Origin of the sequence: Catenulispora acidiphila DSM 44928, from assembly GCF_000024025.1 — a bacterium.
In the GTDB taxonomy this organism is placed as follows: domain Bacteria; phylum Actinomycetota; class Actinomycetes; order Streptomycetales; family Catenulisporaceae; genus Catenulispora; species Catenulispora acidiphila.
This window is the reverse complement of sequence record NC_013131.1, coordinates 2867679-2890803: the sequence shown is the minus strand read 5'-3', so window position 1 is coordinate 2890803 and position 23125 is coordinate 2867679. Positions and strand designations below refer to the sequence as shown.

Below are 23125 nucleotides of genomic sequence, written 5' to 3'. Positions count from 1 at the left end.
GGATGTGGGGTGGGGGTGGCGAGAAGGCCTCAGCTAGCCGCGCGCCGGGGCGAAGAGGGTCTGGATGCCCACAGCTGCGGCGCCGCGCGCCCATTCCTCGAACGGCAGCGGACGGATGGTCAAAGGGCACCGCGCGGCAGCGCCGAAGGCATGGGTGGCGTATGCCTGACGGATTTCTGTCTCGAAGAGGTCGTAGGCGTCCAGGCCCTCGCCGGAGACGACGATCCGCTCCGGGCCGATCAGGTTGACCACGGCGGTGATGGCGAGGCCAATGGCGGTGCCCGCCTCGGAGAACAAGGCGCACACCTCGGGGGAACCGGAGCGGGCGAGCTCGGCGGCCTCAGTGAAGGTGAGGCCGTCGCGCCCGGTCAGGAGGCGGGCCCGGCCGACGATCGCCTCGGTGGCGGCGATCGCCTCGACACAGCCGCGCGCGCCGCAGTGGCACACCGGTCCCGAGGCGTCGACGCAGACGTGGCCGACCTCCCCGGCCACGCCGTACGCGCCGGAGAGCAGGCGCCCGCCGGTGACGATGCCGCAGCCGATGCCGGCGCCGACGGTGACCAGCGTGAAGTCGTCGGTCCCCACGCCGTCGCCGAACCAGTGCTCGGCGACGGTGAGGGCTTTGACATCGTTCTCGACCACGACGACCAGACCGGTGGCGTCGCCGACCGGGCCGGCGAGGTCGACGTCCTGCCAGCCGAGCAGCGGGGACAGCCGGACCACCCCGCGTACCCGGTCCACGTCGCCGGAGACCGCGACTCCCATGCGGCGGGTCTTGCCCCGCAGTTCGGGATCGGCGTCGAGCAGCTCCTCGACCAGGGCTGCCAGGGTGGCCAGAACCGTGGCGGGTTCGCAGTCCGGCAGCTGTCGGTGCGCCGAGTTCCTGATCCGGGCCTTCAGATCGGCGACGACGCCGATCACTTCGTCGGCGGTGACCTTCACTCCGATGACGAACTCCCGGTCGGGGGTGATCGCCAGCGGGCTCACCGGGCGGCCGGCGCCGGGCGCGGTCCGCTCGGAGTCGAGTTCGTGCAGGTATCCGTCGTCGAGGAAAGGCCGGGCGGCCTTGGTGACGGCGGCGGAGGAGATGCCGAGCCGCCGAGCCAGGTCAACCCGGCTGAGCGGGCCCTCGGTCAGGACCATGGCCAGCACGGCGGTCGCGGCCGGGGTGGCGGCCAGCGGCTGAGGGGAGCGGTTCGGAGACACGGCGGAAACCTAAGTCTAATAATTTCTTTCGTCAAGTATTGATTTCCGGAGCGCCCGAGCCCTACGCTCGCGGCTTGCGGCTCCCCACCGCCTTTGATCGCTTTTGGTGAGGTTGACCTGTGCGTGTTCCCCCGCAACCCGTCGTCCACGACCCCGCACGCGGCCTGTGGCTGCTGAGCACCCCCGGCTCGCGCTACCTGCTGCGTGAAGATCCCGACGGCAGTCCCCGGCACGTCGCGTGGGGATCGCCGGAGGCGGTGCACGCCTGCGCGCCGACGGCGCCGGCCAGCAGCTTCGACGGCGACGGCGCGGCCGACGAGCTCGGCATCGAGACCGGTGCCCGGTTCGGCCCGGCGGGCTTGCAGGTCCGGTTCGCCGACGGCACGCGCGGCGCGCAGTGGACCGGCGCCGGGCACGAGATCGACGGCGGGCATCTGGTGATCCGCCTGCGGGACCGGCGTTATCCGCTGCGTGCCGAACTGCACTATCGGGTGCGCCCCGACACCGACGTCATCGAACGCTGGACGGTCCTGGCCAACGACGGCGAGGCGCCGATCACCGTCGGCCGCCTGGACTCGGCGGCATGGACGATCCCGCACCTCACCGACTACCGGATGTCGCATCTGGTCGGCGGCTGGAACCACGAGTTCCAGCTGCGCCGCACGCAGGTCCCGGTCGCCGAGACGGTCTTCACCAGCCGCCGCGGACTCACCAGCCACCACGCGAACCCCTGGCTCGCCGTCGACGACGGAACCGCCGAGGAGGACCGCGGATCGGTGTGGAGCACCGCGCTCGCCTGGAGCGGAAGCTGGCGCGTCACCGTGCACCGCGATCCGGCGGACCGGGTCACCTGGACCGGCGGCTTCGGCCACGAGGGCATCACCTGGACCTTGGGTCCGGATCAGAGCCTTGAGACGCCGGTCTTCGCCGGGCTGCACACCGTCGGCGGCTTCGGCGGCGCCGCCCGGGCTTGGCACGACTACCTGCGGCGCTATGTCATTCCGGCGCCGGCCGAGGACCGGCCGGTGGTCTACAACTCCTGGGAGGCGACCGGCTTCGCGGTGGACGAGGCCGGGCAACTGCGGCTGGCCGAGACCGCCGCGCAGCTCGGCGTCGAGCTGTTCGTCCTCGACGACGGCTGGTTCGGCGGCCGCCGCGACGACACCGCCGGGCTCGGCGACTGGCGCCCCTACCCCGGCGCCTTCCCGCACGGGCTCGGGCCGCTGGTGCAGAAGGTGCACCAGCTCGGCATGCGCTTCGGGCTCTGGGTCGAGCCGGAGATGGTCAACGCCGACAGCGACTTGTTCCGCGAGTACCCCGACTGGGTGGTGCACACGCCGCAGCGCGACGCGACGGAGCTGCGGCAGCAGCTCATGCTCAACTACGGCCGCGAGGACGTGGCGCAGTGGGCGCACCAGTGGCTCGACCAGCTGGTGCGCGAGCATGGCATCGACTTCTTGAAGTGGGATGCGAACCGGGCGGTCACTGACGCCGGCTGGCCGGGGCACCCTGACCCTGACCGGCTGTGGATCGACCACACTCGAGCCGTCTACCGGATCATGGACCGGCTGCGCGCCGACCATCCGCAGCTGCGGATCGAGGCCTGCGCCGGGGGTGGCGGGCGTGCCGACATCGGCGTTCTGGCGCGCACGGACCAGGTCTGGACGTCGGACAACACTGATCCGGTGGACCGGCTCGCGATTCAGAACGGCTTCAGCATGCTCTTCCCCGCCGAGGTCATGGCGGCGTGGGTCACTGACAGCCCGAACATCGCGACGGGTCGTTCGACGCCGCTGCGTTTCCGGTTCCACGTCTCCATGGCCGGCGCGCTCGGCATCGGGGGGAAGCTGACCGAGTGGACGCGCGAGGAGCTGGCCGAGGCGGCGGAGCTCGTCGCGGTGTACAAGCGGGTTCGCGGGGTCGTGCAGCACGGTGTGCTGTATCGGCCGGCGACCGATGGGCACACCGCGGCGGTGCACTACGCGTCGGAGGGAGGCGAGGGAGGCGAGGGAGGCGATGAGCATGTGGTCATCGCTTGGCGGGCTGCGACAGCGGTCGGACTACCGGGTCCGCTGGTACGTCTGACGGCGCTGGATCCCGACGCCGAGTACTACGACGTCGATCGGCAGGTGCGGATCACCGGCGCCGCGGCGCGGGCGGGGCTCCGTCTGGATCTGCCGCGCGGGGACTATGCCAGCGCTCTGTATCACCTGCGGCGGGTGTAGGCGGGATGCCGCTGATCCCGCCCCGCTGCCGAACGATTGGTTGGGAATTTGTAAGGTGGGTAGTCGGGGGGATCGTGATCAGCTCACCCTTTTGTATCGCCGACCAGGTGGGTTGGCGATATAGCCGTTAGAACTGATCTGTGGAAGCGCGGCAGCTCGGAGGCTTGGCGGCTCGTCAGCTCGTCAGCTCCGTGCACCTGATCGGCCCGCTCACAGTGAATGGATGCGAGGAAGCATGAAACCGTCCCTCCGCACCGTGGCAACGGTGGACGCCGCACGGGCCACGGTGGTCCTCGTCGGCGGCCACGAGGGCGGTGGCGACGTCGCGCTGGAGCCGCTGCCCGAGCAGGGACCGCTGCTGCGCGCGTCGTCGGCGCGTCAGCACTTGCAGGTCGCGGTGCAGCAGGCTCTTGACACCACCGATCTGCCGGTGTGCGTCGTGCCGATGACGCTGGGGCGCGATCCCCGGCTGGTCGCCGACAGCGCCCGCACGCTGCTGGGCCTGAGCGGCAGCGTGGAGCCGGGGCGGATCGTGCTCGCCGATCCGTTCGGCAGCTCGACCCTGCTGACCGGCTGGCTGCGCGTCGCGGTGGCCGGCGCCGCCGCCGTCGCCGGGCAGCCCAGCGCCACGGACCTCGCGGTGGTCCTGACCGCGAAGGCCGCCAACCCCTTCGACGACGCCGAACTGTTCCGCATCGCCCACCTGGTGAAGGTGCAGGAGAGCGTCCCGTGGGTGGAAGTCGCCCTCCACGGCGGCGACCCGAACCCGGCCGAGGTCGTCGACCGCTGCCGCAAGCTGGGCGCCCGCCAGATCACCACCATCCCCGCCGACTTCGAACCGCCGACCAAAACCCCCCTGCCCGGAGTCACCGACCACGGCCCCCTCCTGTCCCCCGCCACAATCTCCGGCATGCTAGCCACCCGCATCGCCGGCGCCCTCCTCAAACTCACCCGCCACGACGACGGCATCACCACCAGCCTCGACGCCGACCACCACCAAGGCCACGGCGGCGACGCCTGGCGCGAGCCGGACCCCAACGCCGGCTGAGCACTGCGAGGGTGAGGTGGTTTCGGGCGGGCGCAGGCGATCGAGGACTGACTCGGCTAGGACCGCTTGCCCTCTCAACTACCTGACAGCGGCTGCCGCCTCAGCTGCATGCCAGCCGCCCGGGTGCCGCCTCGACTGCCGACCACCACTCGCCACCTGCCAGCCGCCGATTGCCGCCTGACTGCGACCCACTGCCCGGCTGTGCACTGACGCCGACCGATCGCCGCTTGCTGCTTGCCATTGCTGCTTGGCGATTGCCGCCTGCCAGAGCATGCCGATCGCCGCGACCCGCCACCTCGGCCGCGCATCACCGCTCGCCACCTGCCTGCTGCCTCGGTGTGCTGCCGCCCGCCGATTGCTGCCTGCTGCCTGCCAGTTGCCTCCACTCGCCACCTCGACCGCGCATCGACGCTCGCCACCTACCTGCCGCCCCGGCCAGTTGCCACGGCTCACCGCCTGCCGCCTGCCGCCTGCCACAGCTCCCCGCCGCGTCAGCCCGCGCGGCCAGGCAGCCACTCCATGCGCGCGAGGCGCTTGAGGGTGGCGAAGCGGGCTGATCTTTCGTGGCGGGCGGCTGCGGCGCGGTCCAGTTCTTGCATCAGGCGCTGGGAGCGGTGTTCTAGGTCCATTTCGTCGAGCATGCGGTCGATCTCGGCTAGGAGGGAGCCGTGGAGCTGCCAGGCGTGGGGGTGTTGTTGCACGCTGTGGAGGAGCATCTCTGCGACTGGTTGTCGGAGGTCCCATGCGGCTGAGAGTTCGGATGCTAGGCGGTTCTCCGCTTGCTCGGCGCTGTCGCTGAGTGGCGTTGTGACCAGGACTGCGTAGCTGACTAGTGCGGCGCCGATGTCGGCGAGGAGTTCTTGGAGTGCTTGGGCTGTTTCGGCGGGGAAGAGGGGTTCGGCTTCTTCGCGTTGTTTGGCGAGGTCGGTGAGGGAGCGGGCTAGGACGCGGACTACGACGACGCAGATTTCGAGTGTGTCGAGGCCGGTCCGGAGGACTAGGCGGGCTAGTAAGCCCTCGCTGATTCGGGGGTTGAGGCGGAGGCTTTCTTCGGCTTGGCGGAGGGCGGCGTCTACGTCGGCGACGGCTTGGTCGAGGCGGCGGGCTTCGTGGAGGCGGTTGGCGGCTTGGTGGACCGGGAGGGGGGTGTCGAGTTCCTCGCCGATGCTCAGGAGGAGGTTGCGGGTGCGGCGGGCGAGGCCGACGATCGATTCGGCGGCGGGGTCGACCCAGACCGGTGGGGCGAGGACGATGTTGAACAGGAGGCCGACGCCGGCGCCGATCAGGGTCTCCAGGACGCGCTCCCATGCCTGGGAGGCCAGCTGGGTCACGCCTAGGACCAGCATCGCGCTGATCGCGACCTCGTTGACGAACTCGCCGACGTGGATGAACTGGCCGATGGTGAGTGCGGCCAGGATGATCAGGCCCAGGCTCCACCAGGACAGGCCGACCACGGCGCTGAAGCCGACCGCGATCAGCACGCCGGCCACCACCGAGACCACCCGCCGGATGCCGGTGGTCAGCGTCGCGTACAGCGTCACCTGGACGACCAGCAGCGCGGTGAGCGGTGCGGTCAGCGGCGCCGGCTCGGAGCTGAGCCAGGTCGCGACGGCGAAGGCCAGGACCGCCGCGGTGGTCGCGCGGATCGTCCACATGACCACCGGGTCGTTGCGGTACCGCGGCAGCCTCGCCGCCCACGCCGAGGCAGCCGAGCTGGCCGAGCTGGCCGAGCTGGCCGAGCTGGCCGAGCTGGCCGAGCTGGCCGAGCGAAGATCCGGAACCCGCGGCATCCGCTCCAGTCCTCCGCTCCGCCGGTCCAGCGCCCTAGGTGGTAGCCGCGGACACGGCGCCGCCGCCATTGTCGCGAGCCGAGATCGGCCGGGCGACGTCCTCCAGCGACTGGCGCTCGGCATTCACTCCAAGGAACCAGCCGACCGCCCCGCCGATCATCATCACGATCGCGCCGATGACGTAGCCCCAGAACAACGGCGTCCGGTCCGGATGCGGGTTGTTCTGACCGCCGATCAGGTGACCGAACAGGAACGGCGCGACAACGCCGCCCGCGCCTTGGGAGATCGCGAAGAAGAAGGAGATCGCCTGCGCCCGCAGCTCCAGCGGGAAGATCTCGCTCACCGTCAGGTAGGCCGAGGACGCGCCAGCTGAGGCGAAGAAGAAGGTCACGCACCAAAACGCCGTCTGCGTGGTGGCGTTCAGCACGCCGGCGTGGAAGAAGAAGGCAGACACCAGCAGCAGGAGCCCGGAAAGGCCGTACGTCAGCAGGATCATCTTGCGCCGTCCGATGGTGTCGAACAGATGCCCCATCAGCAGCGGCCCGGCCAGGTTGCCCAGCGCGAACGGGAAGAAGTAGTAGCTCGTGTGCGCCTTGGAGACGCCATAGAAGTGCTCGAGCACCAAGGCGTAGGTGAAGAAGATCGCGTTGTAGAGGAAGGCCTGGGTCACCATCATCGAGAAGCCCAGGATCGACCGCCGCGGATACTGCCCGAAGAACACCCGTGCCATCTGCCGGTAGGTGATGCTCTTCTCGGGGACGATCTCGATCGCCTTGCTGTCCGGCACGTCCTCCAGCTCCGCGCCGTCGGCTCGCACCCGGTCCTCGATGTCGTCGACGACCTGCTCAGCCTCGGCTTGACGGCCGTGGGTCATCAGCCAGCGCGGACTTTCGGGGATATGACGCCGCAGAACGATGATCGCGACGCCGATCGTGGGACCGATCAGGAACCCGATCCGCCACCCGATGTTCTGCGGGACCTGGTCAGAGAGCAGATACAGGTTCGCCGCGGCACCGATCGCCGCGCCTCCCCAATACGTGCCGTTGACGGCGATGTCGACGCGTCCCCGGTAGTGCGACGGGATCAGCTCGTCGATCGCGGAGTTGATCGCGGTGTACTCCCCGCCGATTCCGGTCCCGGCGATGAACCGCAGGACCAGCAGCGACCACAGATCCCAGGAGAAGCCCGCCAGACCGCTGGCGACCAGGTAGATGCCGAGCGTGACCATGAAGAGCTTGCGCCGGCCGAGCCGGTCGGTGATGCGGCCGAAGACCAGCGCCCCGGCCACCTCGCCGGCTAGGTACACCGACCCGACCGCGCCGACTTGGGCGGTGGTCAATCCGAGGGAGTCCTGGTAGCCGGCCTGCGAGACGATCTGGATCTCCAGACCGTCCAGGATCCACGACACCCCGAGCCCGACGACCACCAGCCAGTGGAACCTCGCCCACGGCAGCCGGTCCATGCGCGCGGGCACCAGGCTGCGGTGGACGGCTCCCTTGGGCTCGTCCGTGACGACGCTCATCCACTGACCTCCGATCGACCCAGGTGGTGACGGCAATGACCCGAAGATGCCCGGGTCCGGGAATCCGAATCAGAAAGATCACCCGATTGACCATCGGGCGGAATCCGGACGGCCGGGCAATCAGTCCTTCGTGCCGCGGTGCGTCAGCGCGTCCCGCACCTTGTCGACCAGGCCGAGCGCCGGCGCCAGCACCTTGTCCATGGGAGGGCTGTGCGGCACCGACGGATGCGGGCGGGTCGGTGCGGCCTTCTTGGCCGCGATCACCTTCCTCCCCAGCTCATCGAGCTCGCTCTGAGTGCTGTGGGCGACGAGCGCCGGGAACAGCTGCTCCTCCTCCTCCGCGATGTGCTCGCGGACCGTCGCCATGAGCCTGGCGAGTTTCGGGCCGAACTCCTCGTCGTTCGGCTCCATGCGGCTCAGGTCCCGCATGAGCACCTCCGCGTCCGCGTGCTCGCGGATCTCCCGGTCGGCCATCGCGTTGCCGTTCGGCACGCACCGGCGCACGGCCGGGTAGAGGTGCTCCTCCTCTGCCACCGAGTGCCGAGAGAGCTCGATGACGACCTCGTCCACCAGGGCTTTGACGTTCCGGGCGTCGCCGATGCCGGCGGTCTCGAACTTGCCGAACATCTCCTGGACTTCGCGGTGGTCGTGAGTGAGTACCTCGACCACATCCCGCCGGTCTGTGTCAGTCATGATCACCTGGTGTCCGCGCCACGCGCCGCCAAACCGCCGCGTGTCGCGGCACGCGGCCAGGCGGGGGGTTGGTAGCGTCCGGTGTGTGGCTGAGACGATCCGCAGGGCGGTGATCCCGGCGGCCGGGATCGGTTCGCGCATGCTCCCTTTGACCAAGGCGATCCCCAAGGAGATGCTGCCGGTCGGCGACCGGCCGGTGATCGAGCACACGGTGCGCGAGCTGGTGGCCTCCGGCATCACCGACATCACCATCGTCGTCTCCGGCGGCAAGTCGCTGATCCAGGACCACTTCCGTCCGAACCCGGCGCTCGTGGAGCAGCTGCGCGCCGCGGGCAAGGACGACTACGCCCAAGCCGTCGAGGACGTCGCCGAGCTGGCGCGCGCCGGCCACATCACCTACCAGGACCAGCACGGCCCGTACGGCAACGGCACCCCGGTGCTGAACGCCGCGCGCGGTCTGGGCAGCACCGAGCCGATGCTCGTGCTGTGGCCCGACGACGTGTTCGTGGCCGAGGTCCCGCGCGCGCAGCAGCTCATCGCCGCCTATGAGGCGACCGGCTGTCCGATGCTGGCGCTGATGCCGATGGACCGCTCGCAGTCGCAGCGCTACGGCGTCCCGATCGTCCACGAGGACCTCGGCGAGGGCTTGCTGCGGATCTCGGGCCTGTTGGAGAAGCCCAAGCCCGCGGACGCGCCGAGCGACTTCGCCGCGATCGGCGGCTACGTCGTCACCCCCGGGATCGTGGAGGAGCTGCACGAGGCGACCGTGCGCTGGTCGCGGCAGCGCACCGGCGAGGTGTACCTCACCGACGCGATCAACGCCTACGCCGAGACCCGCGCGGTGTACGGGCAGGTCATCGCAGGGCACTGGTATGACACCGGCAACCCGGCGGACTACCTGGTCGCGCAGTTCGCGCACGCCTTGGCCGATCCCGAGTACGGACCGGTGCTGCGATCGCTCGCCGCCGGCATCGACGCCGGTCTCGACAGCGGAAACGGTGGCGGTGGCGGCGCCTCGGGCAGCTGATGGCTGATAGCTGATCGGCGGGTCAGCGGAAACGGCAACAGTGGCGGAGCGTCAAGCAGCTGATAGCTGGTCAGCGGTCGGCGGTCGGCGGTCGGCGGTCGGCGGTCGGCGGTCGGCGGGTCAGCGGAAACGGCAACAGTAGCTGAGTCTCAGGCAGCTGATAGCTGGTCAGCGGTCAGCGGGTCAGCGGGTCAGCGGGTCAGCGGAAACGGCAACAGTAGCGGAGCCTCAGGCAGCTGATAGCTGGATGGCTGATCGGCGAGTCAGCGGTCGGTGGTCTGCGGGTCGGTGATCGGCGGGTCAGTGCTCAGAGGTCCGGTGCTGCTCGGCCTCCGCGCCGTTCGCCATTTCCGCGGCGGCGGCCGCGGCTGTGGCGGGGTCGAGGAAGTCCAGGAAGGACTTCGCCCAGCGGCCCACGTCGTGGGTCATGACCTGCCGGTGCAGGGTCCGCATCCGTCCCCGCTTCTCCATCGGGTCCATGGTCAGCGCGCGCTCCAGCGCCTCGGCCACGCCGTCCAGGTCGTGCGGGTTGACCAGCAGCGCACCGGTCAGCTCGGAGGCCGCCCCGGCGAACTCGGACAGCACCAGCACGCCGTCGAGCCCGCGCCGGGTTGCGACATACTCCTTGCACACCAGGTTCATGCCGTCGCGCAGCGGCGTGACCACCATGACGTCGGCCGCGCTGTACAGGGCGACCAGCTCGTCGCGGTCCATCGGCTGGTGCAGGTAGTGCACGATCGGGCGCCCGACCCGGCCGAACTCGCCGTTGAGCCGTCCGACCTGCTCCTCGATGCTGCGCCGCATCGCTTTGTACTGATCGACCCGCTCGCGGCTCGGGGTAGCCAGTTGGACCATCGCCACCGACTCCCGGTCCACCCGCCCCGAGACCAGCAGCTCGCGCAGGGCGCGCAGCCGTACGTCAATGCCCTTGGTGTAGTCCAGCCGGTCCACACCCAGCAGGAGGTGCTGGGGATCGCCCATCGCCGAGCGCATCTCCTTGGCACGTTCGACGGTTTCGGGCTGCCGGGCCAGCTTGTCGAACGAGGCGGCGTCGATGGAGATCGGGAAGGCTCCGACCCGGACCTGGCGGCCGTCGAACGGCACTGACCCGGGACGGCTGCGGACCCGCACCGCCGCTCTCGTCGGCTCCAACCCGAGCAGCTGGCGGGTCAGCCATAGGAAGTTCTGCGCTCCTCCGGGCATCTGGAACCCGACCACGTCAGCGCCGAGCAATCCGCGCACGACCTCCTTCCGCCACGGCAGCTGCATAAACAGCTCCACCGGCGGAAACGGGATGTGCAGGAAGAAGCCGATGTGCAGGTCGGGACGCTGCTCGCGGAGCATCGCCGGGACCAACTGAAGCTGGTAGTCCTGCACCCACACGGTCGCGCCCTCGCCTGCCACCTTCGCGGCGGCGTCAGCGAACCGCTGGTTGACCTCGACGTAGCTGTCCCACCAGGAGCGTTCGAAGACCGGCGGGACAACGACGTCGTGATACAGCGGCCACAGCGTGCCGTTGGAGAAGCCCTCGTAGTAGTCCCTCACCTCGGCGGAGGACAGCCGGACCGGATGCATCTGCAGGCCGTCGTCGTCGAACGGTTCCAGGTCCCTGTCGGCGCGTCCGGACCAGCCGACCCAGGCGGCGCGGCGGCTGCGGAGGAAGGGCTCGAGGGCGCTGACCAGTCCGCCGGGACTCGGCCGCCACCGCTCGGTGCCGTCGTCGAGGCGCTCCAGATCGACCGGCAGCCGGTTGGCGACTACCAGGAAATCCGCGCCGCGCCTCGTCGTGCCTCCCACAGGCCAAACACCTCTCCCCTTGGTAGCTGTCCCCGGCGGCTGCCGTGAACCGAAACGATCTTCTAAAGCCGCAGCGCACCGTGCATCCCCAGTATTGGTGAGCACCAGGTGTGGCCGTTATGGGTTCGGCCGTTCGGTGCGCTGACGGCGGTTGGTGTCGGCGGCGTCCTCTTAGTGCCGCGCCGAGCTGCGTCCTGCCCACATCGCACTGGCCAGGGCGACCAGAGCGACCGCGAAGCCCAGCTGAAGTGCGTGGCGGATCCAGTCCACGCCTCCGGTGTGCCGGACGTGGATCCAGCCGGAGACCGCGTTGCCGAGCCAGGCGCCACCGACGCCGGCGATCATGGTCAGCCAGATCGGGATGTTCTGCTTGCCGGACAGGATGAGGCGGGCCAGGGCGCCGAGGATGAGGCCCACGATGAGGATCCACAAGAGCTGGAACATGGCCGCTCCTCCATAACTGTTGAGAACTGTCGTGGCTTGCCAGTGCGGGTGCTTGAGCGACTCCCCTATGCCCCTGCCCTGCGGACTGAACCAAACTGGCGGCCGAATGGGTCAGGGTTGTCGATCATCAGCTATCACCACTAGGCAATTCCGTTGCGGCGCGACCTCGAGTACTGCGAGCATCACGGCCATGAACACGCGAAGGGTCGAGGGCACCGTCGGCGCATGATCGACGCGGAACGCCGGGCGGCGTTGCACCAAGCGATGATCGATCGGGACTTCCCGGTGATCGAGGAAGCACTGCGGGGCGACGACCTCGCCCTCCGGCGGGCCGCGCTACGGGCGGTCAGGACCCTGCCGGTGGCGGACGACGCCGCGGCGGCCGTCCTGGCGGACGCGTCGCTGGAACTGCGTCGGGCGTTCTATCGGACCCTGTTTCACGCGCGCCGGACTGCGCTCGCCGACCGGCTGCTGCCGGCGGTGCGTCAGCAGTGGGGCGATGGCGAGGCCGCGGCTGTGCTGCCGGCGTGTTCGGCTGATGTGGCGGCGGAGCGGTTGCCAGAGCTGGCGCACGCGGTGGGCTCGTGGACCGCGCTGACCCGCAGGCATCCGGACGTCGTGATGGCCTACATCGAGAGTGGCGATCCGGCGCTCGGCCTCCCCGGCTACCCGTACTTCCGGCGGTGGGGCAACGTTCTGGCCATCCTCGCGGAGTCCTTGCCGATGCGGACGATCGCGCTGCTGAACACGCATGACGCCCGGTACGGGCTCTACCTCCCGTCCCGCGCCATGACCGCGATGGCGAAGGCGGATCCGGTCGGCTCCTGGCCTGTGGTGGCCGCCGATGGCCGGCGGCGAGCAGCGCAGCGGTACTGCAGGGCTCTGGCAGCCTTGGACGACGCAGAGATCATCGCTTACGCGGACGGCGACGCGCACGCGTTGTGCTCGGTGCTGGAGGAGATGCCGCCGGCTCGGCGCGAGGGCTTGGTCGACGCCTTCGTCGCAGCCGCTCCGGAGCTCCCGCCGATGTGGGCCGAGCCGCTGCTCAGCGTGCTGCCGCCGGCCAGAGCCGCGGCCGAGGCACGGCGGATGCTGGAGTGGTACCGGCCGCAGTGGCACGCGAGCCGGAGACGGTCCCACGCCGAAGCGGTTGAGCTGCTGCTGGCGTCGTATCTGCCGAGCGACGAGGCGGTCCCGGTACTGACGGATGCCGCCGCCTCCGGGACGTCGGCGGTGCGCAAGGCGGCGCGGGCGCTGCTGCTGCGGCACGCGGCGGACACCGGCGCGGGGGCGGAGGTGCTTCGGCAGGTCGAGGCGCTGGTCCCGCGCGTGGTGAACGAGCCGGATCCGGTGCGGGGGTTCTTCCTGGAATCGCTGGTCACGCTGCCGGTGGCGGTGTTCTCGGACGAGTGGGTCCCGGTCCTGGAACAGCTGACGGCAGTCGCGATCCAGGCGCGGGACTCCTCACAGCAGACGCGGCGGTCGCTCAGGATTCTGGCTCGCCGGACGCTGCGGCATCAGACGTCGCCGGGCTTGGTCGTGTGGGCTTTGGACGTGTATCGGCGGCTCGTCGCGCGGTTCGGCGCGGCGGGGCTGGCCGTGCCGAGCGTCGAGGAGCTGAATCCGCCGGTGGTGCGGCGACGACGGCGGCGTGGCTATCGTCCGGACGCGCCGCCGGACGACTGGCGGCTGGACCTGGCGCTGCTGCCGGGGCAGGAGCGCGAGCTGGTCGCGGTGCTGCGGCCGTGGCTGGACGACGAGGCGGTCGTCAGGGATTTGCGGCGCGCGTTGGGTCGGCGGGCTGAGAACTGTGCGGAGCTGCCGGCGGTTGTCGGCGATGAGGCGGTGCTTGCGGTGCAGCGCGGTGAAGCCGTTGTCGAGGCTTCTGGATCCTCCGCCGAATCGGCCGAGGTCGCCTTGTCCCGACTCCTCGCCGAAGCCAACGGGGCACGCTCCCCCGAAGCCGTCGCGGCTCTCGCGGCGTGCTGCGCGCGGGTACGTCCCTCTGTACTCGGGCCGGCACTTGTATCAGCACTCTTCGCTTCGGACAGCAAAGTCACGCTCCGCAAGCAGGTTGTGCACCAGCTTCGGCGCAACCGGGTCCCGGGTCACTTGGACGTTCTCCTTCGCGCCTGGCAGCAGCCTGATACGCATCGCGACGTGCGGGTGGCGATAGCGGTCGTGCTGCGTGGCGCGACTGAGGATCCGCGTGCGCTCGATGCCGTCGCCGCCGCTGTCGGTCCTGAGATGAGCGAGCTGATGATCCGCACGCTCTTCCAGCCTCATCCGCGGCAGTATCCGCCCGAGGCGCGCGCCGCCTACGCGAGGATTGTGCGGAACCTGCTGCGTGCCTCGGACGACGGTGGGGTCCGGTTCCGCGGGCTGAAGGCGTTCGCGGTCTGGGCACCGTGGTACCGGGGTGGCGTCGACGAACTGGTCGACACCCTCTTCGGCCCGGACCCCGACGAAGCGGACCTGGCGTCGGAGCTCATCAGGGCCCTGATCGCGACCGGATCGGCCACCGACCGCGCCCCGGACCTGCTGCGCCGCCTCGCCGACGACCCAACGCAGGCCAAGCACGCCTCGCCACTGACGCACACCATCGCCAACCTCCGTGGCGGCTATCAGACCCCTGAGCCGTGGACCCTGGACCTGGTCGAGCAGTGCCTCGCCGCACTCGCCTCCGACCCCCGGCACGCACGTCGCGCCCTCGACCTGGCGCTGGCACTCGTGGACCCGACCGCCGACGACCTCGCCACCCGGCTCACCACCTACGCGAACCTGCTGACGGACCGCCCCTACCTGGCCGGCACATCCGAGCGCCGCCTCCAAGAGCGCATCGCCCGCCACCTCGGCGACCGCCCGCCGCCCCACCTCCTGCTCGCTGCGCAGACCCTCGCTCAACGCGGCGACCTGGCAGGCGGTCTCGTCGCCGGACAACTCGCGAACGCAGTCATCACCCACGAGACCAGCGACGCGTCCTGGCACGACATCATCGCCACACTGCGCGCCTCGCCACACCCCGAGGTCGCCGATGCCGCGAGGGACATCGGCCTCTGACTCTGACATCGCGGCCCAGGTTCAGGGTCTGCGAGGGGCTGCGCCTTGGGGCAAGCCCTCATGGACAGGGGTCCACGGTGGTGCGATGGTGAGGAATCGGGGGGAAGCCATGTCATCGGTATCGAACAAAGTCACCTGGTGGGACGCGACGAGCACGGCCGGACCGGCGGTCTCGGAGCTTGCCGGCAACCTGATCGTCGCCTGGCGCGGCAATCAGAACAGCCGGAATCTGACGGTCGCGAATGTGATCGGTTCCTCGGGCGGACTGTCGGGGACGACACTGCGGTCGACGGTCCTCGCCGACGCCTCGGACCACGCGCCCAGCCTGAGCAGGATCCTGACGGTCCGCTACACGGTCCAGCTCGCCTGGGCCGGGATCAACGGCGCGCACTCGCTCAACGCCGCCGATCTCGGCGTGAACACCAGCTCCTGGCAGCTCACCGGGCAGATCGTCGGCCGCGCGCTGGTGGCCGGCGACTCGGTGTCCGCCACGTCCGGACCGGTCTGGACCGGCGGCGGCGCCGGCGACGTCAACCGGCTCGGCGTCCTGGACCAGAGCAGCCGGTCGGTCCTCATCGAGGAGACCGGGGACCTGGTCTTCGGCGCGCCCAGCACGTCGGACTTCATCGTCGACGCACGGGGACCGGCGCAGGCGCTCGCCACCGACAACGGGGAAACGCTGTGGGCCTGGACCGCCTCCGACGGCGCCCTCACCTTCGCCCTCGTACGGCCGGGCTTTCCCTTGCCCACGGCAGTGGTCAGGTCCGCGCAGGCCAGCGGATTCGGACCGTCCTCGATCGAGCCGGCGTACCCGGGCGGCCCGCTGTGCGTCGCCTGGACCGGTATCGACGGCACAGGAGCGCTCAACGTCGCAGCGCTGAACGTGGACGCGATCCGGAACGGCACCGACCCGATCAGCGCCGTATACACACTGCCCGAGACCAGCAGCGCCGCGCCGGCGCTGCTCCACCGACCGTTCCTGCGTACGCTGGCGATCTTCTGGACCGGCACGGACGGCGCAGGCACGCTCAACGCCTGCGACGTCCAGCTGTAGCGGTCGGAAGCCGGCCGGGAGCTATCCGCGCCCCCAAGGCTCGAGCGCGGTCACCACCGGCTCGCCCAACACCGCGGCCTCGTCGATGGCGAGGGAGATCAGGTGGTCCTGGCATGCTTCGGCCAGCGGGTAGGGCTCCGGGCCCGCGTTGCGGACCCAGGCTGCTGTCGCGGTCAGGAGGGTCGCGATCGCGATCTCCTCGTCCATCAGGCGTAGTCCTAGGAACGGGTTCCGGTAGACGACGCCGCCGTCGAACGACAGGTGTTCGGTGTCGTGGCCGTCCAGGTTGAGGTCGTGGCCGAGTTGGGAGCGGACCAGTTCCGAGCGCAGGACCGTGGCTGGGCCGCCCCAGCGGATCACGGTGTCGTCGGCGATCTCGCCGAGGCTGCCGCGGACCAGGATCCGGCGCAGGCGCAGGCGGTTGTGCCACTGGTTGTCGGTGAAGTCGTAGAGTCCTGACGCGCCGTTGCCGAAGTCCAGGGTGGCGAGGGTCGTTGCCGCGTCCTTCGGAGTGTCGTCGCCGGTCCAGCCGGCGCGGGTCAGGGGGTCCAGCAGCGGTGCGGTGAACTGTGAGGCGGACACGCGTACCGGTCCGAAGCCGAAGGCGGAACCGGAACCGCCTGCGCCCAGCAGACCTCTGATCATCGACACCGCGTGGTACCCGTGTGTCGAGGACACCTGGACCGACGTCGGCTGCCCGATCACGCCGCGCCTGACCAGCTCCAGCCGCGCCGCGTGGCCCGGCAGCATCAGGTACTGCTCGGCGACCTGCACCAAGCCGGTGTCGCCGACGGCGGCCCACAGCTCGCGCAGTCCGTCGGCGTCCGGTGCCGGCGGCGTCTCGGCGAGGACCGGGACGCCTTGGCCCGCCAGCTCCGCCACGACCTCCGGCGTGACCGGCCACGGCACGCTCACGATCACGAAATCAGGCTTCTGCTTCGCCACCAGCTCCGCCGCCGAGAGGTACACCGGCACGTTCCACCGGCGCCCCACCTCCTCGACGCTCTGCGCGCGCCGCACCGCCGCGCCGACCAGCGTCAGCTGCTCGGGCAGCAGGGCGGCGAGGCGGACGAAGAACTCCGAGCGCCAGCCGCTGCCGACGACCCCGAAGGTGACGGGGTTGGCGATGGGGCTGGCGGCGGGGTCGGCGGCGGTGCCGGTCACGCGCGGGCGTCCAAGCGGGCGAACTCCTCAGCCGACAGCACCAGATCGACCGCGGCCGCCGAGTCGCGGATCGTCTCAGGCCTCGAAGACCCGGGGATCGGGATCACGACCGGCGCCTTGGCGAGCAGCCACGCGAGGCAGACCTGCTGCGGGCTGACGCCGTGCGCCTCGCCGATCTCGGCGAAGACCGCGAAGTGCGATCCCAGCCCGGCGGCCCGGGAGATACCGCCCAGCGGGCTCCACGGCAGAAACGCCAGACCCAGTTCCGCACACAGCTCGAGCTCCGGTTCGCTGGAGCGGAAGCGCGGCGAGAACTCGTTCTGCACGCTGACCAGCCGCCCGCCCAGGATCTCGGTGGCCTGCCGGATCTGGTCCCGGTCGGCGTTGGAGATGCCCGCCATCTGGATCTTGCCCTCGTCGAGCAGGTCGCGGATCGCGCCGATGGAGTCGGCGTACGGGACCCGCGGGTCGGGGCGGTGGAACTGGTACAGCCCGATCGAGTCCACCCCGAGCCGCTTGAGCGAGGCTTCGCACGCGCGCTTCAGGTACTCCGGCGAGCCGTCCTGGGTCCAGCTGCCGTCACCGGGACGCAGGTGCCCGCCCTTGGTCGCGACCAGCACCTCGGAGGTGTCCCCGCCATAGCTCGCCAGCGCGCCGGCGATCAGGCTCTCGTTGTGGCCGACCTCGTCGGCGTGCAGGTGGTAGGCGTCGGCGGTGTCGATGAGGGTGATGCCCGCCTCGAGCGCGGCGTGGATCGTGGCGATCGAACGCTGGGCATCGGGGCGGCCCTCGATGGACATGGGCATCCCGCCGAGCCCGATGGCGCTTACGGCGGTGTCACCGATGCGGCGCGTCTGCATAGTTCCTCCAGGATCCAGGTTCCGGTAGCTCCAAGCCTGGCTGCCCCGGATTGCCCTGTCCAACACGAGTTTCTGATGCCATTAAGCAGCGGCAGCGATGAATCCCGACATCAGCGGCGATGATATCGGTTGAACAGTGCTCCGGGGTCTTGCGACGATCACGCCATGCCGACAGACGAGCCAGCGCCCCGTCCGCTCACGCGCAACCGGGACTTCCTGCTGCTGTGGGGCGGGCAGACGGTCAGCGAGGTCGGCTCCCAGGTCTCGGTGCTGGCGCTGCCGCTCGTCGCGCTGGTCGTGCTGAAGGCGAGTGCGCTGCAGGTGGCGTTGTTGTCGGCGGCGACGACGAGTGCGTTCCTGCTCGTCGCGCTGCCTGCCGGGGTGCTGGTCGATCGGCTGTCGCGGCGGCGGGTGATGCTGTGGTGCGATCTGGGACGGGTGGTGTTGGTCGGGTCGCTGCCGGTGGCTCAGGTCGCCGGGGTGCTCACGGTGGGGCAGTTGTACGGCGTCGCGCTGGCGTCGAGTGTGCTGACCGTGTTCTTCTCCGTGGCGTACCAGAGCTACCTGCCGGCGCTGATCGACCGCAGCCAGCTCATGGAGGGCAACGGGAAGCTCAGCACGTCGCAGTCCGCGGCGCAGATCGCCGGACCGGGACTCGGGGCGGCGTTGGTGGGTGTGGTCGGAGCGGCGAAGTCGATGATCGGGGATGCCGCGTCATACGGCATATCGGCGCTGACGCTGCTCGCGATCCGCAGAGGCGAGCCGGCGCCGGAGCCCGAGCAAGCCGTTCAAGCTGACCGGCCTCGTATGCGCGCACAGATCAAAGAAGGCCTCGTGTTCGTCGCCCGCGAGCCGATCCTTCGACGCGCCGCCGCGTGGAGCGGGTCGGCGAACTTCTTCGTCATCATGGTCGAATCGCTCGGTCCGGTCTTCCTGGTCCGGACGCTCCACCTGCGCCCCGGCTACGTCGGGCTGATGCTCGCCGCCGGCGCTTGCGGCGGCGTGGTGGGCGGACTGGCGTCGGGACGCCTGGCCCGCACGGTGGGTTCGGCGCGAATCAGTTGGCTGTCGATGACCGTGTTCGCCTTGCCCGGCCTCCTGATTCCGGCATCCGGTGCGGGCTGGCTGAGCCTGCTGTTCGCGGTCGGCTGGACGTCCTGGACGTTCTCCGCCACCGTCTGCGGCGTCGCCCTGACCAGCTACCGCCAGGCGATGTGCCCTCCGGAACTGCTCGGCCGGGTCAACGCGGCCTCGCGCTGGATCACCTGGGGAACGCTGCCGTTGGGCGGAGTGGTCGGCGGAGCGCTGGCGGCGACGCTGGGCGTGCGCACGTCGCTGTGGATCGCCACGATCGGCGGCTGCCTATCAGGGCTCTGGCTCTTCTTCTCGCCGCTGCGGGGCATGCGCGACATCCCCACAGCGCCGACGGCTACGCCGAGGGTGGCCCGCGTCGTGTAGAAGCGGACCACCCCGGGCGATCAGAGCATCAACAACTCAGCGCATCAGAATGCGGACAAGCCGTTCGGCGACCCCCAGCCCGTCGGGCCGTCGTAGCCGGCGACCGCGTTGCACTGGTAGTCGCCGCCGCAGTCGATCCCGAAGATGTTGTTCCCGCCGACCACGTCGTTCAGGCTGCTGTGGTTGCTGTAGAACGCCGAGGCGTTCGGGAACTTCTGCGGGTTGCCGGCCAGGGCGATCACGCCGGCGACGAACGGCGAGGAGGCGCTGGTGCCGCCGACGATGCCCCAGCCGGAGGGCAGGCCCTCGAGGTCGGGGGTGTCGGTGACATAGATCGCCGGGCCAGTGTTCGGGTCGGCGTCCGCCGAGACGTCCGCGACCATGCGGCCGGGGCAGTTGGCGTCGGTCTGCCAGGCCGGCTTGTCCACCCACGCCGAGCAGCCGCTGCTGGCGCCCTGCCAGGCGGTCTCGGTCCAGCCGCGGGTGTTGGCGGCCTTGGTCAGCGAGGTACCGCCGACGGCGACCACGCTGGTGTACTCGGCCGGGACGTTCGGGATGTCGTAGCCGCCGTCACCGCTGGAGGCGACGATCGCCACGCCCGGGTGCGAGTAGTCCGCGGCATAGGCGTCTATGCCGTTGCCCTCCGAGCCGCCGTAGCTGTTGGACACCTCGGTCGCGCCGAGCGCCACGGCTTCGTTCACCGAGTTTCCCAGATCGTCAAAGGAGGCTGAGTCACCCTCGACGAGCAGGATCTTGCACTGCGGGCACGCCGCCGAGACCATGTCCACGTCGAGCGCGATCTCCACGCCCCAGCCCTGGTCCGGCGGCAGCGGGCTGGCCGCGCCGCGCTGGTTCACCTTGGTGAAGCAGCCGTTGGCGGTGGTGCACGCGGGCAGGCCGTAGGTGGAGCGGTAGACCGCGAGGTCCGCCTCGGCCGTCGGGTCGTCTCCGGCGTCGACGATCGCAACCGTCTGATTCGCCCCGCCGGTGGTCGGCAGGTTGTACGCGGAGTGCAGGTCCGCCGGACCGAAGCCGGCCGGCAGCGCGGTCGTCTTCGCCGCGGCGCCGAGCTTGGCCGCCGCCGGTCCGCGGACGCCGGTCCCGCCGGCGACATCGGTGCGGATCTCGGCGAAGCAGCGGGCGGTGCCGGGCTTCGCCGTGGCGCAGGCGTTCTTGACGGTGCCCGCCTTGGGGCCCTTGCCGTGGTCGGCGCTCGCGACCCCCGCGCTGGCCGAAGCCGCGGTGACCGTCAGCGCGGCCACCAGGGTCGAGGCCGCCGCGACGACGGTCGCCAGGCGCAGCCCGCGCCGCCCGACCGGGCCTCGCGCAGTGGAGTTCTTCACGTTCATCAGGCTCCTCATGGCCGTCAGCCGACGGTGTACGGGTTGGTCACGGTCTGGGTGATCGAGCCGCCGAGGCTGTCGGTGGCGGTGACGCGCAGCTGAACCGGGCTGCCCGCCGCCGGGTTGCGCCACTGCGCGAGGTAGACGCCCGCGGCGCCGAGCGCCGGGACGTCCTTCCACGTCGCGCCGTTGTCGAAGGACACCGCGACCTTCGCCGAGGTGATCGGCGCGTGCGAGCCGACGGTGCCGTAGGACAGGTGCGCCACGTTCAGCAGCAGGGCCTGGACCGGCAGCTGGGAGGTGTTGGTCTTGGACAGGCCCAGCAGCTGGTAGTTCAGCGTCAGCGCCGGCAGCACCTGGCAGGGCGGGAGCGGCCCGCCGGGCGTCGTCTGGGCGGCGAAGGCGGCGTCACAGCTGATACCGGCCGGCAGGGTCAGCCGCGGGTCGGTCTGCCCCGAGTACGGGACGGTCACATCGGTGTGCGTCTTCGTGGACTGCGAGATGCCGTCGGCGGTGCGGTCGTAGTCGAACACCGTCCGCACGGTCCCGGGACCGGCCGGCACGTTCTGCACCAGGTAGCCGAACTGGTCGGTGTCGGAGGAGAGCAGCTTGCCGTTCAAGTACAGCTGCGCGGTGCCGGCGGCGGTGAAGTCGATGCCGGCGGTGTCCCGGTTGCTGTCGCCGAGCATTCCGAGGGTGACGTTCAGGTTCCCCGCGGCGGCGCAGGCCTGGCAGCCGAACAGGCTCGACCCGGCCGCCGAATGCTGGCCGAAGTTCGGCGTCTCCGGGGCGTAGGCCCAGGTCCGCGAGGCGCTCTGACCCGCCTTGTACACGGCGATGTCGTCATCGAGGATGCCGAAGGTGAAGTCCGTCGCGGCCGGCGCCTGCGGCAGATCCATCTCGCTGACCCACTTAAGACCGCCGGTCAGGTATTCGGTGACCGAGTTCCCCGCCACCGGGATGCCCGACAAGCCATAGCCGTCGGGAGTGATGAACGCGCTGCCGATGTTCGCCTCGGCGGTGCCGTAAGCCGGGTCGAGGTTGAGGGTGTGCCGCAGCGTCGCCAGCGTGTTGTCGGCCGGGGCGTAGCTCTGGTCCGCGGCGATGTGGTCGGAGTTCTCGGCGAGGTTGTACCGGTACTGGCTGGCGGCTGTGGCCGGACTCGCGCCGACCCAGTTGAGCGTGTAGCTCAGGGAGCCGGTCGCGGGCTTGGCCTCGGGGCTGATGTAGGTCTCCCCCGGGCCGGTGAACAGTGTCAGCCCGGCGCCGAAGCCGGTCGGGTCGCTGCGGTCGATCGCGACGTAGCCGCCGACCTGCGTCGCGGGCTTGTTCGTCGTGAAGGTGATCGGGCTGGTCGCGGTGCGCTCGTCGATGGTGGCGACCGGGACCGTCCCGATGGCCGGCACGGAGATCCCGTCCTGCGAGACGATGTTCGTCCGCGGCACGGCGCCCTGGGCGTCGAAGACGAAGTCCAGGGAGATCGCCGCGTAGTTCCCGGCGGGAAGGGCGACCTTGGCGATGCCGTCGGAGGAGAAGATCTGGGTGGTGAAGGTGCGGGCGTTGTCGGTGTTCATCAGGATGACCGGCACGCTCGAGGGCGCGCCGGCGGCGTCCAGGGTGTTCACCTGCAGGATGTGCAGCGGGTAGAACGGCTTGGCCGGCACCGTGGTGCCCGGCACGGCCATCGCGGTCAGACCGCCGAACAGGGCACCGGTCCCGGCGCGGTGGCCCGCGGCCACGTCCGCCTTGACCGAGTCCCGCAGCGCCTGGGCGAACGCCTTGGCCGAATCAGGGGTCAGATACCCGGTCAGGTTCTGCCCGCTGGTCGCGGTGACCGTGACGCCCGCCGGGGCGGCCGGGGTCACGCCGGCGGCGAAGGTCAGCTGGACCGGGATGTGGGCGCTCGGATTGTGTGCTGCCGCCAGCTTGGTCACGTCGAACAGCGACAGATCCAGCGAGTGCCCCACGTAGGGCGCGGCTTCCGAGGGGATCACGTACCGGTCCCCGCCGGCCTGGAAGCTGGCGAACGCGTCGGACCCGCCGGGCTGCTGCTCGACGGACAGACCGCCCTTGGCGCCGGCGCCGAGCACGACCCGGTCACCGGTGGGCAGGACAACGGCGGCAGCCCCCGAGCTGGCCGGTGTCGCGATCGGTGCCGCCGAGGCGGCGCTGGAATCGGCGGAAGACGCGGCCGAGGCCGCCGCCGGGACGCAAAGCGCGGCGGCCGTGAACAGCGCGGCCGCCGCCGAGGTCGTTCGGATACTGCGAGAAATCACCTGTGGTTCCTCCGAGAAGTCTTCACAACAGGGGTCGATTGAGTGATCTACCCGAATCCCCGAGTGATGTCAGCTGTCTGATTTGACGGCAATACGACAGGGCCTCCAGGCAACGTGGACCCCTGCCGACGGCGTCTTGCTAAGGAACGGACTCGGCG

16 protein-coding genes are annotated in these 23125 nt (G+C 70.3%); 6 read left to right on the top strand and 10 right to left on the bottom strand.

The window, feature by feature from the left end:
• Positions 1-33: 33 nt before the first annotated feature.
• Complete coding sequence (locus CACI_RS12730) at positions 34-1206, bottom strand: ROK family transcriptional regulator (protein ID WP_012786764.1); 1173 nt, start codon at positions 1204-1206, stop codon at positions 34-36.
• Between the two features lie 119 nt (positions 1207-1325).
• On the opposite strand from CACI_RS12730, the gene CACI_RS12725 reads away from it, so the two are divergent.
• A complete protein-coding gene (locus CACI_RS12725) occupies positions 1326-3431 on the top strand; it encodes an alpha-galactosidase (RefSeq protein WP_012786763.1) in 2106 nt (701 codons plus the stop codon).
• 235 nt (positions 3432-3666) lie between these two features.
• A complete protein-coding gene (locus tag CACI_RS12720; protein ID WP_012786762.1) occupies positions 3667-4479 on the top strand; it encodes a hypothetical protein in 813 nt (270 codons plus the stop codon).
• Between the two features lie 491 nt (positions 4480-4970).
• Here the strand turns inward: CACI_RS12720 and CACI_RS12715 are convergent, their stop codons facing one another.
• The 3 genes from CACI_RS12715 to CACI_RS12705 all read right to left on the bottom strand — a co-directional run bounded on the left by CACI_RS12715 (position 4971) and on the right by CACI_RS12705 (position 8484).
• Positions 4971-6269, bottom strand: a complete 1299-nt coding sequence (locus CACI_RS12715) for an FUSC family protein (protein ID WP_012786761.1) — start codon at positions 6267-6269, stop codon at positions 4971-4973.
• A gap of 34 nt (positions 6270-6303) precedes the next feature.
• A complete protein-coding gene (locus CACI_RS12710; protein WP_012786760.1) occupies positions 6304-7791 on the bottom strand; it encodes an MFS transporter in 1488 nt (495 codons plus the stop codon).
• A gap of 120 nt (positions 7792-7911) precedes the next feature.
• Positions 7912-8484, bottom strand: coding sequence for a hemerythrin domain-containing protein (locus CACI_RS12705; RefSeq protein WP_012786759.1), 573 nt, complete (start codon positions 8482-8484; stop codon positions 7912-7914).
• Positions 8485-8569: 85 nt separating this feature from the next.
• On the opposite strand from CACI_RS12705, the gene CACI_RS12700 reads away from it, so the two are divergent.
• Complete coding sequence (locus tag CACI_RS12700) at positions 8570-9511, top strand: UTP--glucose-1-phosphate uridylyltransferase (protein WP_012786758.1); 942 nt, start codon at positions 8570-8572, stop codon at positions 9509-9511.
• Between the two features lie 300 nt (positions 9512-9811).
• On the opposite strand, the gene CACI_RS12695 is transcribed toward CACI_RS12700, so the two are convergent.
• Positions 9812-11308, bottom strand: a complete 1497-nt coding sequence (locus tag CACI_RS12695) for an alpha,alpha-trehalose-phosphate synthase (UDP-forming) (RefSeq protein ID WP_012786757.1) — start codon at positions 11306-11308, stop codon at positions 9812-9814.
• A gap of 171 nt (positions 11309-11479) precedes the next feature.
• Positions 11480-11752, bottom strand: a complete 273-nt coding sequence (locus CACI_RS12690) for a GlsB/YeaQ/YmgE family stress response membrane protein (RefSeq protein WP_012786756.1) — start codon at positions 11750-11752, stop codon at positions 11480-11482.
• A gap of 225 nt (positions 11753-11977) precedes the next feature.
• On the opposite strand from CACI_RS12690, the gene CACI_RS12685 reads away from it, so the two are divergent.
• Entirely contained in the window at positions 11978-14812 is a 2835-nt protein-coding gene (locus tag CACI_RS12685; protein WP_012786755.1) for a hypothetical protein, read from the top strand.
• A 109-nt stretch (positions 14813-14921) separates the two neighbouring features.
• Entirely contained in the window at positions 14922-15866 is a 945-nt protein-coding gene (locus CACI_RS12680) for a hypothetical protein (RefSeq protein ID WP_041540189.1), read from the top strand.
• A 21-nt stretch (positions 15867-15887) separates the two neighbouring features.
• Here CACI_RS12680 and CACI_RS12675 read toward each other — a convergent pair whose 3' ends face one another.
• Both CACI_RS12675 and CACI_RS12670 read right to left on the bottom strand, forming a co-directional pair.
• A complete protein-coding gene (locus CACI_RS12675) occupies positions 15888-17030 on the bottom strand; it encodes a Gfo/Idh/MocA family protein (RefSeq protein WP_012786753.1) in 1143 nt (380 codons plus the stop codon).
• Complete coding sequence (locus CACI_RS12670) at positions 17027-17890, bottom strand: aldo/keto reductase (protein ID WP_012786752.1); 864 nt, start codon at positions 17888-17890, stop codon at positions 17027-17029. Before CACI_RS12670 ends, CACI_RS12675 begins: the two co-directional genes overlap by 4 nt.
• Before the next feature lie 165 nt (positions 17891-18055).
• On the opposite strand from CACI_RS12670, the gene CACI_RS12665 reads away from it, so the two are divergent.
• Positions 18056-19348, top strand: coding sequence for an MFS transporter (locus CACI_RS12665; RefSeq protein WP_012786751.1), 1293 nt, complete (start codon positions 18056-18058; stop codon positions 19346-19348).
• Positions 19349-19392: 44 nt separating this feature from the next.
• Here CACI_RS12665 and CACI_RS12660 read toward each other — a convergent pair whose 3' ends face one another.
• Positions 19393-20697, bottom strand: coding sequence for a S53 family peptidase (locus CACI_RS12660; protein ID WP_012786750.1), 1305 nt, complete (start codon positions 20695-20697; stop codon positions 19393-19395).
• A 17-nt stretch (positions 20698-20714) separates the two neighbouring features.
• A complete protein-coding gene (locus tag CACI_RS12655) occupies positions 20715-22967 on the bottom strand; it encodes a hypothetical protein (protein WP_012786749.1) in 2253 nt (750 codons plus the stop codon).
• Positions 22968-23125 lie beyond the last annotated feature (158 nt).

Coding starts and splice junctions, on each gene's coding strand:
- CACI_RS12720 (WP_012786762.1), top strand. CDS start 3,667: ATGAAACCGTCCCTCCGCACCGTGGCAACGGTGGACGCCGCACGGGCC.
- CACI_RS12715 (WP_012786761.1), bottom strand. CDS start 6,269: ATGCCGCGGGTTCCGGATCTTCGCTCGGCCAGCTCGGCCAGCTCGGCC.
- CACI_RS12710 (WP_012786760.1), bottom strand. CDS start 7,791: ATGAGCGTCGTCACGGACGAGCCCAAGGGAGCCGTCCACCGCAGCCTG.
- CACI_RS12705 (WP_012786759.1), bottom strand. CDS start 8,484: ATGACTGACACAGACCGGCGGGATGTGGTCGAGGTACTCACTCACGAC.
- CACI_RS12690 (WP_012786756.1), bottom strand. CDS start 11,752: ATGTTCCAGCTCTTGTGGATCCTCATCGTGGGCCTCATCCTCGGCGCC.
- CACI_RS12685 (WP_012786755.1), top strand. CDS start 11,978: ATGATCGACGCGGAACGCCGGGCGGCGTTGCACCAAGCGATGATCGAT.
- CACI_RS12680 (WP_041540189.1), top strand. CDS start 14,922: ATGTCATCGGTATCGAACAAAGTCACCTGGTGGGACGCGACGAGCACG.
- CACI_RS12670 (WP_012786752.1), bottom strand. CDS start 17,890: ATGCAGACGCGCCGCATCGGTGACACCGCCGTAAGCGCCATCGGGCTC.
- CACI_RS12665 (WP_012786751.1), top strand. CDS start 18,056: ATGCCGACAGACGAGCCAGCGCCCCGTCCGCTCACGCGCAACCGGGAC.
- CACI_RS12660 (WP_012786750.1), bottom strand. CDS start 20,697: ATGAACGTGAAGAACTCCACTGCGCGAGGCCCGGTCGGGCGGCGCGGG.